The sequence below is a fragment of the Brevundimonas vesicularis genome (assembly GCF_044807075.1).
Lineage (GTDB): Bacteria > Pseudomonadota > Alphaproteobacteria > Caulobacterales > Caulobacteraceae > Brevundimonas > Brevundimonas vesicularis_G.
In genome coordinates, this window is record NZ_CP085234.1 from 1,774,723 (window position 1) to 1,788,130 (window position 13,408).

14 protein-coding genes are annotated in these 13,408 nt (G+C 66.1%); 1 reads left to right on the top strand and 13 read right to left on the bottom strand.

The window, feature by feature from the left end:
* Positions 1-12: 12 nt before the first annotated feature.
* The 13 genes from LG306_RS08835 to folE form a co-directional block, all read right to left on the bottom strand.
* Entirely contained in the window at positions 13-810 is a 798-nt protein-coding gene (locus tag LG306_RS08835; protein WP_404413761.1) for a 3'(2'),5'-bisphosphate nucleotidase CysQ, read from the bottom strand.
* Positions 807-2,162, bottom strand: a complete 1,356-nt coding sequence (locus tag LG306_RS08840; RefSeq protein WP_404413763.1) for a TldD/PmbA family protein — start codon at positions 2,160-2,162, stop codon at positions 807-809. The genes LG306_RS08835 and LG306_RS08840 overlap by 4 nt, the downstream gene beginning before the upstream one ends.
* Before the next feature lie 54 nt (positions 2,163-2,216).
* Positions 2,217-2,624 carry an MAPEG family protein gene (locus LG306_RS08845; protein WP_017505339.1) on the bottom strand — a complete coding sequence of 136 codons (408 nt, stop codon included), beginning with the start codon at positions 2,622-2,624 and terminating at the stop codon, positions 2,217-2,219.
* 3 nt (positions 2,625-2,627) lie between these two features.
* Positions 2,628-4,460, bottom strand: coding sequence for a M14 family metallopeptidase (locus tag LG306_RS08850; protein WP_404413767.1), 1,833 nt, complete (start codon positions 4,458-4,460; stop codon positions 2,628-2,630).
* Between the two features lie 38 nt (positions 4,461-4,498).
* Positions 4,499-5,131 (bottom strand): hypothetical protein, encoded by a 633-nt coding sequence (locus LG306_RS08855; protein WP_404413769.1) that lies wholly within the window; start codon positions 5,129-5,131, stop codon positions 4,499-4,501.
* 9 nt (positions 5,132-5,140) lie between these two features.
* The gene (locus LG306_RS08860) at positions 5,141-5,458 is read right to left on the bottom strand and encodes a type II toxin-antitoxin system PemK/MazF family toxin (protein WP_404413771.1); all 318 of its coding nucleotides are present in this window, start codon (positions 5,456-5,458) and stop codon (positions 5,141-5,143) included.
* Positions 5,452-5,679 carry a hypothetical protein gene (locus LG306_RS08865; protein ID WP_404413772.1) on the bottom strand — a complete coding sequence of 76 codons (228 nt, stop codon included), beginning with the start codon at positions 5,677-5,679 and terminating at the stop codon, positions 5,452-5,454. Before LG306_RS08865 ends, LG306_RS08860 begins: the two co-directional genes overlap by 7 nt.
* Before the next feature lie 81 nt (positions 5,680-5,760).
* Positions 5,761-7,290: a UbiD family decarboxylase gene (locus LG306_RS08870; protein WP_404413774.1), complete on the bottom strand. Its 1,530-nt coding sequence runs from the start codon at positions 7,288-7,290 to the stop codon at positions 5,761-5,763.
* A gap of 79 nt (positions 7,291-7,369) precedes the next feature.
* Positions 7,370-8,212, bottom strand: a complete 843-nt coding sequence (locus LG306_RS08875; protein ID WP_404413776.1) for an aldo/keto reductase — start codon at positions 8,210-8,212, stop codon at positions 7,370-7,372.
* 38 nt (positions 8,213-8,250) lie between these two features.
* Positions 8,251-8,613, bottom strand: a complete 363-nt coding sequence (locus LG306_RS08880; RefSeq protein WP_404413778.1) for an MmcQ/YjbR family DNA-binding protein — start codon at positions 8,611-8,613, stop codon at positions 8,251-8,253.
* Positions 8,614-8,640: 27 nt separating this feature from the next.
* Positions 8,641-10,470, bottom strand: coding sequence for a gamma-glutamyltransferase family protein (locus tag LG306_RS08885; protein WP_404413780.1), 1,830 nt, complete (start codon positions 10,468-10,470; stop codon positions 8,641-8,643).
* A gap of 127 nt (positions 10,471-10,597) precedes the next feature.
* Entirely contained in the window at positions 10,598-11,032 is a 435-nt protein-coding gene (locus LG306_RS08890) for a biopolymer transporter ExbD (RefSeq protein ID WP_404413782.1), read from the bottom strand.
* A 169-nt stretch (positions 11,033-11,201) separates the two neighbouring features.
* Positions 11,202-11,816, bottom strand: a complete 615-nt coding sequence (gene folE / locus LG306_RS08895) for a GTP cyclohydrolase I FolE (protein ID WP_404413784.1) — start codon at positions 11,814-11,816, stop codon at positions 11,202-11,204.
* 127 nt (positions 11,817-11,943) lie between these two features.
* On the opposite strand from folE, the gene cysS reads away from it, so the two are divergent.
* Positions 11,944-13,395, top strand: a complete 1,452-nt coding sequence (gene cysS / locus LG306_RS08900) for a cysteine--tRNA ligase (protein WP_404413786.1) — start codon at positions 11,944-11,946, stop codon at positions 13,393-13,395.
* Positions 13,396-13,408: the final 13 nt, after the last annotated feature.

Sequence of the window (13,408 nt, forward strand, 5' to 3'; positions counted from 1 at the left end):
CCGTCCCCGCCTTCAGGTCGAAAGCGGCACGTTTTTACAGCGCCGCACGATCATCGGCTGGATGGTCGGCGCCGCGCAGACCAGGCTGGCCTGACGCGGATCCGGCCGGTTGAAGGCCCACGGCCGCCCGTGGTGATCGCTGACCCTCGCGCCGGCTTCGGTCGCGATCAGCCAGCCCGCAGCGACGTCCCAATCCCATTTCGGCGTCAGGGCCAGGGCGGCGTCAAAGGCGCCGGCGGCGACCAGCGCCATCCGATAGGCCAGGGCGTTGCGCTTCTCGAACCGCATCGACGGCCAGGGTTCTTCGTCGAAATGGGGCGCTTCGATCAGTCTCGCATCGCCCAGGATCGAGGCATCCTCCAACGTATCGACATCCGAGGCGTGGATGGGTTTGCCGTTACGTCGGGCCCCGCCGCCACGCGTCGCCACATAGGTCTCGTCCACCTCGGGCGCATGGATCACGGCGGCGACGACCTCGCCGTCCTCGACCACGGCGATGGGCACGCACCACCACGGCGTCCGCTTCATATAGGCGACGGTGCCGTCGATGGGATCGACCACGAAGATGCGTCGTTTCGACAGACGCTCGGCCGTATCCGCCGTCTCTTCCGACAGCCAGCCATAGTCGGGCCGCGCCGACAGCAGCCTGTCCCTCAGCATGGCATCGACCTTCAGGTCGCCGCTGGTGACGGGCGAGCCGCCGACCTTGGACTCGATCTTCAAGCCCGCCTCACGCTCGGCGATGGCCAGCGCCCCGGCGTCGATGGCCGCCTGGCGGATCAGGTCGAGGTCGGCGTGCAAGTCGATCATTTGCCCGCGATGGCCACCGCGTCGAACATCAGGCTGGGCACATTGAACCCGCCCCGGAACTCTAGGTCCGAGCCGCGCTCTAGGCGCAGATACAGGTCGGTCAGCTTGCCGGCCACCGTGACCTCGTTGACCGGATAGGCGATCACGCCGTTCTCGAACCAGAAGCCCGACACCCCGGCGGACCAGTCGCCGGTGTTTCCGTTCAGCGACGGTCCGAACATCGAGGTGACCAGCAGGCCGGTCCCGGCGTCCGCCATCAGGCCCGCCAAGTCGCGCTCGCCCGGCTCCATATGCAGATTGTGGGTCGAGACGCCGGATGGCCCGGCCAGCCCCCGCGACGCGTGGCCGGTGGTTTCCAGACCCAATTGCCGGGCCGAGGCGCTGTTCAGCAACCAGGTGGTGAGGACGCCGTCGTCGAACAGGGCGCGCTTCTTGACCATTGCGCCTTCGTCGTCGAACGGGGTCGATCCCATGCCGCGCGGGCGGAACGGATCGTCGATCAGGGTGACGCCCTCGGCGAACACGCGCTGACCCATGCGGTCCTTCAGGAAGGAGGTGCCGCGCGCGATCGACGGGCCGGAAATGGCGCCGATGGCCGGCGACACGATCTGGCCCGCCATCCGGTTGTCGAAGATCACGGGCGCGGTGGTCGAGGCGATCTTGCGCGGGCCGACGCGGGCCACGGCGCGCTCGCCGGCGGTGCGCCCAATCAGGTCGGCGCCCGGCAGATCCGACAGGTGACGGGTCGAACGGCTCTCGCCGCCGCGCTCCATCGCCCCATCCTTTTCGGCGATGACGCCGACGCCCAGCGAGAAGGCCGAACCCTCATAGGCGCCGTCGAACCCGTGAGAGGTCACAAGCCGCCACCGGCTGGACGACCAGCCGGCGTGTCCGCCTTCCGACCGCGCCACGCCGGGAACCGCCAGGGCCGCCGCCTCGGCCTCGGCCGAGACCTGTTCCAGAGTTTGTGCGCTGCGTTCGCTGGGATCGAACAGGTCCAGATCGATGAACGGGCCGCGCGCCAGCCGTTCCTCGGGCGCGAAACCGGCATGGGGGTCTTCCGGCGCCAACCGCGCCATGGCCACCGCCCGCTCGACCAGCCGCGCCTGGGTCGCCGGCGAAAGGTCCGAGGCCGAAACGGACGCCTGTCGCTGGCCCACGAACACGCGCAGGCCCAGGTCGCGCGATTCCTCGCGTTCGACGTCTTCCAGCTTGCCATTGCGCACCCCGACCGACAGGGATCGGCGATCGGCGCTGACCGCCTCTGCGGCGTCGGCGCCGGCCTTCAGCGCGGCCTTGACGATGTCGTTGAGAAGATCGGTGGAAACGGGCGCAGCCAGGGTTTCAGTCATGCCCCGATATGGCGGACGCCCCGCTGCACCGCAACCTGCTGCACCGCAACCGCGTCAGACGACGGCGAAGGCGATCAGGCCCACAGCCGCCGTCAGCAGCGCCACCCAGGTCAGCAGCATGCCGACGACGCGACCCAGCGACGGACCGGTCTGCAGCAAAAGTCCCAGGGCATGGGCGACCCGGCCGACGAACAGCGTCGCGCCGACCCCGTGGACCATCCAGGCCGGCGCGCCGACGGCAGCCAGCAGCAGCATCGCGATCATGCCGGGCGTCGCATATTCCACCAGATTGCCGAAGGCGCGGCTGGCGGCCATCAGATCCGCGTTTCCACCGTCGCCGAACGACACCATGTGTTTGCGCCGCCCGCTGACCACGATGCCCGACAAGACCAGCATCATCAGGATCAACAGGCCGCTCCACAGGGCGGCGGCCTGGACGGCGTACATCAGCGGCGTGGTCATCGATCAGTCCTCGCGCCCGACGGGGTAGAGCAGATAGTGGTCGTCATAGAAGGGCGTGCGTTCATAGAACCAAGCCAGACGCGCCTGCGGATCGGCGGCGAAGGCGGCGTCGCCTGCGACCTTGGCCTCGAACTCGGCCTTCAACGCCGGGTCCGCCGCCATCATCTTGTGGGCCAGCGGGGCGATGGCGTAGGCCTCGATATATTCGACGCGGCTCATCACCTCGGGGAACATGCCCCAGGCGAAGAAGCTTTCGCTGGATTGCGGCTCCAGCAGCAGCACGACGATGTCGCCCAGCGGCTGATCCGTCGGCACCCGCACCGAGCCGGTCGGATACGTCCAGTCGCGCTTCTCGACCTCTACGGTCTTCACCGAAGCCTGCACGTGACCTTCATTGGCGCGGGTCGCCAGCTTGGGCTCGACCAGGCGAAGCATCGACAGGATCACGGTGCGCGCAGCCTCGACCGTCTCCATTTCGATCCCGTGCGTCTTCAGCCGCTCGATGATGTCGGTGCGATAGCCCGGCACCCAGTAGGCCGTCGGCCGGGTCAGGGTCAGCGTCGGCTTGGAGCCATAGAACGGCATCTGCCACAGGTCGGGATCAGGTTGGCCCAGCCAGCGGATCTCCTTCCGACCCGAGGCGGCGCTGTCGTACATCTCGTACAGCATGCCCTTGAAGGGCCGGGTGGACGACGGCGTCTCGTCGGCCTCGAAGTTGGCGGGGATCTGCGCCGGGCGCAGGGCCTTGTCCTGATCCGTCGCGGCGCTAAGACCGGCACCCTGATCGGCCAGCAGACGCATCGCCTCCTCGATGAAGACATAGGTGCCCAGCACCCGCTGCTCATGCGGCTTCAGGCTGTGGTTTTCGATCAGGATCGTCGGCACATGGGCGGCCGCGCCCCAGCCGTTGGAGAACCGCTCGCCCAGGCCGCCGTCCGACAGGCCCTTCTTCGGCTCGTCGTCGTCGACGCCGAAGACCAGTTCGCCGGGGATATGGCCCTCGCGTTCCAGCGCGGCGTTCATCGCCGGCTTGAACACCGAATCCAGCCAGGCCGAGCCGTTCGGCGAGCGGCTGAAAGCCCCGTCCTCGCCGTTGAAGCCGTAGGTGACGTCGTACTGGTAATCCATGCCGTCGGTGACGTGGACGTCCACATACAGGTCCGGCCGGTATTTCAGGATCAGGCCGCGCACGGCCCGCATCTCGGGCTGGTCCAGCTTCAGATAGTCGCGGTTCAGGTTCTGGTTGGTCGCGGTGTTACGCCAGCCCTGGATGCGGGGGCCGCGCTGATTCGGCCGGGAATAGGGGCCGGAACGCTCGTGCCCGTCCACGCTCAGGATCGGGATCAGGATCAGATTGACCCGGTCCAGCAGGGCGTCCTTCCCATAGAAGGCGATGTCGCGCAGCAGCATCATGCCCGCGTCCTTGCCGTCGATCTCGCCGGGGTGGATGCCGGCCTGGATCATCAGCACCGGCTTGGCGGGATCGAACGTCGCGCCATCCTTGGACGCGATCACCGCATAGATGGGCCGGCCCTCGGGCGAGACGCCAAACTGTTCGATGCGCATCAGGTCGCTGGCGGCGTCCAGGCGATCGAACCAGGCGCGGGTGTCGACATAGTTGGGGCTGAAGTCGTGGCCCGGATCTGCCTCGAACGCCGTGACCCAGGGATCGGACGCATCGCGCAGCAGCGCCTTGGACGCACCGTCCCACGCGGGGGCGGGCGGCAAGAAGGCCTGATCCCAAGGTGCGGTGTTGGGAAGCGTCTGGGACATGGCGGGGCTCACGCTACAGGCAAGGGCGGCGACCAGCGCCGAGACCAGAAGAGGGGACTGCATGGCCTTTCGTGGGCCGATTGCGCGGCCCTGACAAGGTTTCAACCGCCGCCGCCCAGCGCGGGCGCCCAGCCGCCGGCCTTGAGCAGCAGCGCCGCCGCGTTCCCCATCTGCCAGACACTGTACAGCAGCACGACGACCAGGGCGCCAACCGCAACCCTGCGCCACGGTGCGACCGCCGCCGTCGCCGTGCCGATCACGAAGATGGCGACGCCGACCCACAACCGCACCGAGCCGGCGATCTTGGCGAAGCCGGGATTAAGCTGGGCCAGGATGATCACGATCACCGCCACGATCAGATTGGCCGCCAGGATGCAGCCGAACACCAGCCGCCGGTGCGCCCAGAAATGGTCGTCCAGATCGATCCGCTCGTCCCCGCCCTCGGCCGAAACGCGCGGGAAGGTTACGCTGGCCGCGACATAGAAGGTCGCGGCGATGGCCAGTGAGATCAGCAGCACGAAGGTGTTGAACGGCGCCCCGCGGAAGATGACCCAGGCCTGGTTCCAGAAGGTGGCGATGTCGATGGCCACGAACAGGGCCAGCATCGGCGTCAGCCAGCCGAACCGGATCCGCTGCTTCTCATGCAGCACCCGCGCGAAGCCGCCGACCAGTTCGGCCACCGACAGGCCCAGCAGCAGGCCGTAAAAGCTGAAGAAGAACTCGAATGCGCTCATCGTACCCAGTCAATCCTCGAACATCAGCCTTAGGATGCCGAGGACCTCGGCGACGTAGTGATCGTCCAGCCTGTCTAGGCGACGGATCAACCGGCTGCGGGCGACCGTTCGGATCTGGTCTGGCAGAACCCTGCCACGTCTGCCTTGAAAGGCGACCTCGACCCGGAAACGGGCGGCATGACCGCCGGAGCTCAGCGGGGCGACGATGAAGATATCGTGGTGACTGAGGCGATCCGGCGAAACAATCAGACAAGGCCGCGTCTTTTGAATTTCGCTGCCTTCCGTCGGATCGAGACGGGTCAGCCAGACCTCGCCCCGCTTTACCATTCCCAGTCCGTTTCGGTCTCGGCGCTCAATGGCGCTTCCAGCCATTCGCGATCTTCATGGGACAAGCCCAACGCGCCGAGTCGCTTGGAATCTTCCTCCCAACCGTCTCGCGGATCCGCGATCACAGGTGACAAGAACACACGCCCGTTCTCGGCGACGAAATCGATCTTGTCGCCGAGCTTTGCGCCAAGCGATTCCAGCACCGGCTTGGGCAGGATCACGCCTGCGGAGTTTCCGATCTTGCGTATGGCCGAGGACATTATCGCACTCCGTTCTAACGGCGTAATAACATAAGCCGCGGCTTATTTCCAGATCGGCGTCCCGTCGCCCGGCAAACCCAGCCGTCCCCACAGGTCGTTGACCCGCTCGATGACGGCCTCGTCCATGCGAATCTCTTCGCCCCATTCGCGCTTGGTCTCGGGCGGCCATTTGTCGGTGGCGTCCAGGCCGATCTTGGAGCCCAGGCCGCTTTCGGGGCTGGCGAAGTCCAGATAGTCGATGGGCGTCGACTCGATCACTGTGATGTCGCGCGCCGGATCCATCTTGGTCGAGATGGCCCACATGACGTCCTTCCAGTCGCGGGCGTCGATGTCGTCGTCCACGACGATGACCCATTTGGTGTACATGAACTGGCGCAGATAGCTCCAGACGCCCAGCATCACCCGCTTGGCGTGGCCGGGATAGGCCTTCTTCATCGACACCACCGCGATCCGGTAGCTGCAGCCCTCGGGCGGCAGCCAGAAGTCCGTGATCTCGGGAAACTGCTGGCGCAGCAGGGGAATGAAGACCTCGTTCAGCGCCTCGCCCAGCACGCTCGGCTCGTCCGGCGGCCGCCCGGTGAAGGTGGTCAGATAGATGGGGTCGCGGCGCATGGTGATGGCGCTGACCTTGAAGACCGGGAACTTCTCGACCGAGTTGTAATAGCCGGTGTGATCGCCGTACGGGCCCTCGTCCTCGAACTCGTCCAGCAGGACATGGCCCTCGAGCACGATCTCGGCCTGGGCCGGAACCATCAGCGGCACGGTCTTGCATGGGACCAACTCGGCCTTGGCGCCCCGCATCAGGCCGGCGAACTGATATTCCGACAGGGTGTCCGGCACCGGCGTCACGGCGGCCAGGATGGTGCCAGGATCGGCGCCCAGCACCACGGCGCAGGGCAGGGGCTCCTTGGGCCGCGCCTTCTTGTGCCGGGCATAGTGTAGCGCCCCGCCCCGGTGCGCCAGCCAGCGCATGATGGCCTTGTCCTTGCCCAGCACCTGCATCCGGTAGATGCCCAGGTTGAAATCGTCCTCGCGGTCGTCCGACGGCCCCTTGGTCACGACCAGGCCCCAGGTGATCAGCGGCGCGGGCTCACCGGGCCAGCACGACTGGACGGGCAGGGCGGTCAGGTCGATCTGGTCGCCCTTCAGCACAACCTCCTGAACCGGCGCCTTCTTCACCGTCTTGGGCCGCATCGACAGGACGGTCTGCATCAGCGGCAGCATCTCCATCGCGTCGCCCAGACCGCGAGGCGGCGTCGGATTTCTCAGAAAGGCCAGAAGCTCCCCGACCTCGCGCAGCTCGCCAGCCGTCGTCCGGTCCTTGCCCTCCAGCGTCACCCCCATGGCGACCCGTTTCACCGTGCCGAACAGATTGGCCAGGCAGGGGATGGGACTGATCGTGCCGTCCGGCATGACCGGCTTTTCGAACAGCACCGCCGGTCCGCCGTTCCTCAGCAACCGGGTCTGGATCTCGGTCATCTCCAGCACGGTGGAGACGGGTTCGGACACCCGCACCAGCTCGCCCTCGGCTTCCAGCTGGTCGATGAAGTCACGCAGGGATTTGTAGGCCATGTCTTCGCCTAAAGGGCGGAGGCGGAACTGTCACGCGGCGTTCGCTCCCACGGACAGTCCCGTCTCGTCACAGCTGTTGTCAGGCGGCCGTCTTGTCCCATTCGAACGCCGGGTCCAGCCAGTCGCCCAGCCGTTCGCCGCGATCCAGGGCGTCCATCCGCTGCATCTCCTCGTCCGTCAGGGCGAAGTCGAAGATGTCGAAGTTCTCGCGCGCGCGGCGTTCCTTGGTCGTGCGCGGGATGGCTATGATCCCGTGCTGGATCAGCCAGCGCAGGGTGATCTGGCCGTTGGTCTTGCCGTGCGCCTTGGCCAGCTCGCTGATTGTGGCGTCGTCGGCGATCTTGCCTTGCGCCAGCGGCGACCAGGCGGTGATCGACGACCCCAACTCGGCCGCCGTCGCCACCAGCTGATCGACGCCCAGATAGGGGTGATGCTCGACCTGATCGGTCAGCAGCCGCGCCTTCGACAGGCTCTGCGCCTGACGGAATTCCTTGGAGGGGAAGTTGGACAGGCCGATCGACTTGGTCAGGCCCTGGTCCTTGGCCGCGTTCAGGGCGCCCAGCGTCTCTTCGAACGTCGGCGTCGTCTTGGGCCAGTGCAGCAGCAGCAGGTCGGGCGTCGTGCCCAGGCTGTCGGCCGATTCCCTGGCCTGTTTCAGCAGGGCGTCGTGGGTGAAATGCTCGACCCAGATCTTGGTGGTCAGGAAGATGTCCTCTCGCGCCACGCCGGAGTCGCGAATGCCTTCGCTGACCGCCATTTCGTTCTTGTAGATCCAGGCCGTATCGATGTGGCGATAGCCGATCCGCAGGGCCTCAGCGACCATGCGCCGCGCATCGTCCGGCTCCAGCTGCCAGGTGCCGAAGCCGAGCAGGGGGATTTCGATACCGTCGACGGTGATCGTGGGTTGGTCGCCATAGGCCATCGGGCGCTCCTTGGGCTGGGTCCGCTTGAGGGGCGTAGTTAGGCGCCCGACCTCTCTGCGGTAAGGACCGGATGCGCCTTGGACAGCTTTTTAGGCGCCATCCGACGCCACCGCTTCTCAAGCGCGGCCCTCAGCCAGACGGGATCGACGCTGGTGATGCGCGCCAGGACGATGGGATGGTCGCGATAGTGGGCGGTGAAATGAAAGGTCGCCGGGTCCATTTCGATCAGCAGTTCGCGCTCATCCAGATTGTCCAGATGCACCACGATGCTGTCGTCCAGCGTCGGGCGCATCCAGGTGAAAAACTTGCCTGCCACCTTGAACGACGGCTCGCCATAGGACACGCCGTCCTCCACGCCGGGAAACGACAGCAGAAGCGCGTGGACCTCGTCGTGGGTCATCGGTCGCTCAACCTCAGTAGGCCAACTTCAATAAGCCAGCGCGATCCCGTCCTTGCGCATCTCGGTCGCCGCGCCATAGGTCCAGCGCCCGCCTGGGTTCATCTGTTTCATGACGTTCTGATAGCCGCCGAAGCCGCCGTCGGGTTCGCCCAGGGTCCAGCCCATGGCGCGCAGCTGGACCTTGGTCGCCTCGGGCACGCCGCTTTCCAGATGCAGTACGCCGGTCCCTTCCTGCGGCTGGCCGGTCGGTTCGGACGAGCCATAGTGTTGCCAGCGGGGCGCGTCGCCCGCCGCCTGGGGCTCCAGCCCGTAATCGACCATGTTGATGATGATCTGGGCCTGCCCTTGCGGCTGCATGGCGCCGCCCATGACGCCGAACGCCATCCACGGCTCGCCGTCCTTGACCGCAAAGCCGGGAATGATCGTCTGGAACGGACGCTTGCCGGGCGCATAGATGTTGGGGTGGCCGTCGCTCAGGGCGAACAGCTCTCCCCGGTCCTGGAACATGAAGCCCAGCGGTTCGGAGCCGTTGTCGGGCGCCAGGCCCGAGCCCATGCCGCGATAGTTGGACTGGATCCAGCTGACCATCATGCCGTCGCTGTCTGCGACGCTGAAATAGGTGGTGTCGCCGTGGTGCGGCGCATCGCCCGGCATGACGCGGTCCATGACCCGATCGGGCCGGATCAGCTTGGCCCGCTCGGCCGCATAGGCCTTGGAGTTCAGCCATTCGACCGGCGTTTTGGAGAATCGGTCGTCGGCGAACCAGCGCGCCCGGTCCTCGAACGCCAGCCGCTTGGCCTCGGCCTGGACGTGCAGCGAGGCGGCGGACTGGAAGCCCATGGCTTTCAGGTCGAACTGTTCGCAGATGTTCAGGATCTGGTTGGTGCTCAGCCCCTGCGTGTTCGGACCCAGGCCGAAGACATCGACCCCGCGATAGTTGGTCCGGATCGGCTCGACCCATTCGGTGTGATGGGCGGCCAGGTCGGCGCGGGTCATCCAGCCGCCGATCCGCTTGAAATAGGCCTCGATCTGATCGGCGATGGCACCGTTGTAGAAGGCGTCGCGCCCACCCTCTGCGATCATCCGCAGGGTCTTGCCCAGATAGGGATTGGCGAAGACTTCGCCCACCTTCGGCGTCGCGCCGCCGGCGGCCCAGATGCGCTTTCGGTTCTCGTTTTCCTCGATCGGGATCTGGCCCCGATCAAACGAAGCCATGTTGCGTTCCAAATAGTAGGCGATGACCTGGGGCACGGGCACGCCCTGATCGCACAGTTCGGCGACGGGCAGCACCACCTCTTTCCACGGCAGTTTCCCATACCGCTGATGTGCGCTCCACCAGGCGTCCACCGTGCCCGGCACATTGACCGTCACCGCGCCATAGCGCGGCAGGTAGCCGTCGATGGCCTTGGATCGCGCGATCTCCAGGCTGAGGCCCCGCGGACTGGCGCCCGAGCCGTTCAACCCGACGACCTTCTTCTGTTTGGGATCCCAGAGCATGCAATAGGCGTCGCCGCCGATGCCGTTGGCGACCGGCTCCAGAAAGCCCAGGGCCGCATTGATGGCGATGGCCGCATCGATGGCCGATCCGCCGCGCCGCAGGGTGTCGATGCCGATCAGACTGGCCGCCGGGTGCGCCGTCGCCGCCGCCCCGTTCGCGCCCCAGACGGTCGAGCGCCCCATGAACTTCGGTCCCGAAATTCGGTCGCCGATGCCGACGCCGGCATAGGGGTCGGCCGGGCGGGCCGGCGCTGGGGCCGCCTCGGTCGGCCTGGCGGCGGGAGCAGCCTGCCGGGCCTGGGCTGCGGTCGCCGCCAGCGCGCCGGCGGGCAGGGCGGACAGGAAGGTGCGACGACGCATGGGCGGACTCCTCGAACAACCGATGCGGCATCAAGGGTGCAGCCGGCCGATCCGGCAAGCCTTTCGGCAAAGAAAAAGGCCGCGTCCCTTTCGGAACGCGGCCCCAATCCTGGAAAGGACGAAGGTCCTATTCGATGTCTTCGTTCAGCAGGCCGACCTTGAAGAAGCCGTTCTCCTGCATCTTGTTCATGACTTCCATGAACTGCGAGTACTTCACTTCCGGCTGGGCGCGGACGAAGACGCGTTCTTCCTGGCAAGCGCCGCCGCCCAGGGCGGTGCAGACGTCAGTGGCCAGGTTGTCGATCGAGGTTTGCTTGTCCGACAGGAACAGCTGACCGTTTTCCTGGATGGTGATGTACACCGGTTCCTTTTCTTTGGTCGGGTCGGTCGGCGGCGTCGCCGGCGGCAGATCCAGACGGATCGACACGGTCGCCATCGGCGCGGCGACCATGAAGATGATCATGAGCACCAGCAGAATGTCGATGAACGGCGTGATGTTGATATCCGCCGTCTGTTCGATCGTGTGCTTGTCCCCGCCGGAACCACCGAGCTTGGCAGCCATGCATCGTCTCCGTTACTCGCCGGCTGCGTTCCGCGCCGACATTTCCCTATGGATCGCCCGAAGGCTTGATCGGTTCTTGGCGTCCCGATGCGAGCTTGTAAAGCGGTTCTAAACGATCTGCCGTTCCCGAACGTCAATTATACACGACAGAGGGACGACGGTTCGGCGTTCAGGCCTTGGCCAGCTTCAAAAAACGGTCCGCCAGGGCAGCATCGTCCTTGAAGGCGCCCGTGAAGCGGGTCGTGATGGTCGAAACGTGCCGATGATGCACGCCGCGCGTGGTCATGCACTGGTGCTCGGCGTCCACCAGCACCGCCACGCCGCGGGGCTGCAGGTGCGATTCGATGGCGTCGATGATGTCGTTGGTCAGGGTTTCCTGGTTCTGCAGCCGCCGCGCATAGATCTCGACGACCCGCGCCAGCTTGGAGATGCCGACCACCTTCTCACCGGGCAGATAGGCGACATAGGCCTTGCCCAGGAACGGGGCCAGGTGGTGCTCGCAATGGCTCTCCACCTCGATGTCGCGCAGGATGACCATGTCGTCGTAGCCGGTCACGTCCTCGAAGGTGCGGCTCAGCTCCTTGCCCGCATCGGCGTCATAGCCGTCGAACCATTCGCCGTAAGCGTCCACCACCCGCTTGGGCGTATCGATCAGGCCCGGACGGTTCGGATTGTCGCCGGCCCAGGCGATCAGGGTGCGCACGGCCTCCAGCGCCTGCTCGCGCGACGGACGTTGCACAGTTTCGTCGCTGATGAGGACGGGCTTGGCGGGGGTGACGCTCATGAACTCGATTTCCGGCCGGGGCGGGCGGACGCCCGGTTTACCTTCTACAATCCGTCGGGACTGTATATCAGGCCGCTATATGGGACAGACCGTCCGTCCCGCAAGAAAACCCGCTAAAGACTGATCCATGCCGCTGCACATCCACGACACCCTGCGCCGTGAAAAGCGCCTGTTCGAGCCCCGGAACAAGGATCGTGTGACCCTCTATGTCTGCGGCCCCACGGTCTATGACTACGCCCATATCGGCAATGCGCGTCCGCCGGTGGTCTTCGATGTCCTGGTGCGGCTGCTGCGCCGGACCTATGGCGCGGACCACGTGATCTACGCCCGCAACGTCACCGACGTGGACGACAAGATCAATCAGAAGGCCGCGCGCGAGGGCGTGGCGATCGGAGAAGTCACGGCCCGCTATGAAGCCGCCTACCTCGCCGACATGGGCCTGCTGAACGTCTCGCCGCCCGATATCGCGCCCCACGTCACCGACTACATCCCGGCCATCGTCGATCAGATCCAGGCCATCGTCGACGCCGGCTGCGCCTATGCGGCCGAGGGTCACGTCCTGTTCGATGTCTCGTCCTACAAAGCCTACGGCGCCCTGTCGGGTCGGAACCTGGACGACATGATCGCCGGCGCCCGCGTCGACGTCGCGCCCTATAAGAAGAACCCGCACGACTTCGTCCTGTGGAAGCCGTCCAAGGCGGACGAGCCCTCCTGGCCTTCGCCGTGGGGCGAGGGGCGCCCCGGCTGGCACATCGAATGCTCGGCCATGATCGAAAAGACCTTGGGCCTGCCCATCGACATTCATGGCGGCGGCATCGACCTGGTCTTCCCCCACCATGAGAACGAGATCGCCCAGGGCGTCTGCGCCCATGGCCATGCGCATGGCGATCAGGCCCATGACGAATACGCCCGATACTGGATGCACAACGGCTTTCTGACTGTCGACGCCGAGAAGATGTCCAAGTCGATCGGCAACGTCCTGCTGCTGCACGACCTGGTCCAGGCCATGCCGGGCGAGGTCGTTCGATGGGCTTTGCTGAGCGCCCACTATCGCCAGCCGCTGGACTGGAACCAGGGGCTGCTGGAGCAGAGCCGCAAGAACCTGGACCGGCTGTATGGCGTCCTGCGCGACGCCGACGCGGCCCTGACCGACTTCGATGAGGCCACGCTGGACGAGGCCGAGATGGAGCTGGCCGAGAACGCCCTGAATCCGGTGCTGGACGCGCTTGAGGACGATCTCAACACGCCGGGCGCCATCGCCCAGCTGTTCGGGCTGGGGAACGCCCTGCGTGAGCTGCTGAACGATGCCGAGGCCGATATCAACGATGTCGCCATGGCCCGCTGGAGCTTGAAGGAAGCGGCCGGGCTGCTCGGCGTCCTGTCGCTGACGCCGGACGCCTGGTTCGAGGGCGGCGATCCCGCCCTGAAGGCCGAGGTCGAGGCCCTGCTGGACCAACGCGCCAGCGCCCGCGCCGCAAAGAACTGGCCCGAGGCCGACCGCATCCGCGACCGCCTGAACACCCTGAACGTCGTTGTCATGGACGGCCCAGACGGCGCCACCTGGCGCGTGAAGGGGTAGGGTCTGAAGTCAC

What these genes read in the sequence shown, in the direction of transcription:
- LG306_RS08835 (WP_404413761.1), bottom strand. Translation starts at nt 810, where the DNA reads ATGATCGACTTGCACGCCGACCTCGACCTGATCCGCCAGGCGGCCATC.
- LG306_RS08840 (WP_404413763.1), bottom strand. Translation starts at nt 2,162, where the DNA reads ATGACTGAAACCCTGGCTGCGCCCGTTTCCACCGATCTTCTCAACGAC.
- LG306_RS08845 (WP_017505339.1), bottom strand. Translation starts at nt 2,624, where the DNA reads ATGACCACGCCGCTGATGTACGCCGTCCAGGCCGCCGCCCTGTGGAGC.
- LG306_RS08850 (WP_404413767.1), bottom strand. Translation starts at nt 4,460, where the DNA reads ATGCAGTCCCCTCTTCTGGTCTCGGCGCTGGTCGCCGCCCTTGCCTGT.
- LG306_RS08855 (WP_404413769.1), bottom strand. Translation starts at nt 5,131, where the DNA reads ATGAGCGCATTCGAGTTCTTCTTCAGCTTTTACGGCCTGCTGCTGGGC.
- LG306_RS08860 (WP_404413771.1), bottom strand. Translation starts at nt 5,458, where the DNA reads ATGGTAAAGCGGGGCGAGGTCTGGCTGACCCGTCTCGATCCGACGGAA.
- LG306_RS08870 (WP_404413774.1), bottom strand. Translation starts at nt 7,290, where the DNA reads ATGGCCTACAAATCCCTGCGTGACTTCATCGACCAGCTGGAAGCCGAG.
- LG306_RS08875 (WP_404413776.1), bottom strand. Translation starts at nt 8,212, where the DNA reads ATGGCCTATGGCGACCAACCCACGATCACCGTCGACGGTATCGAAATC.
- LG306_RS08880 (WP_404413778.1), bottom strand. Translation starts at nt 8,613, where the DNA reads ATGACCCACGACGAGGTCCACGCGCTTCTGCTGTCGTTTCCCGGCGTG.
- LG306_RS08885 (WP_404413780.1), bottom strand. Translation starts at nt 10,470, where the DNA reads ATGCGTCGTCGCACCTTCCTGTCCGCCCTGCCCGCCGGCGCGCTGGCG.
- LG306_RS08890 (WP_404413782.1), bottom strand. Translation starts at nt 11,032, where the DNA reads ATGGCTGCCAAGCTCGGTGGTTCCGGCGGGGACAAGCACACGATCGAA.
- folE (WP_404413784.1), bottom strand. Translation starts at nt 11,816, where the DNA reads ATGAGCGTCACCCCCGCCAAGCCCGTCCTCATCAGCGACGAAACTGTG.
- cysS (WP_404413786.1), top strand. Translation starts at nt 11,944, where the DNA reads ATGCCGCTGCACATCCACGACACCCTGCGCCGTGAAAAGCGCCTGTTC.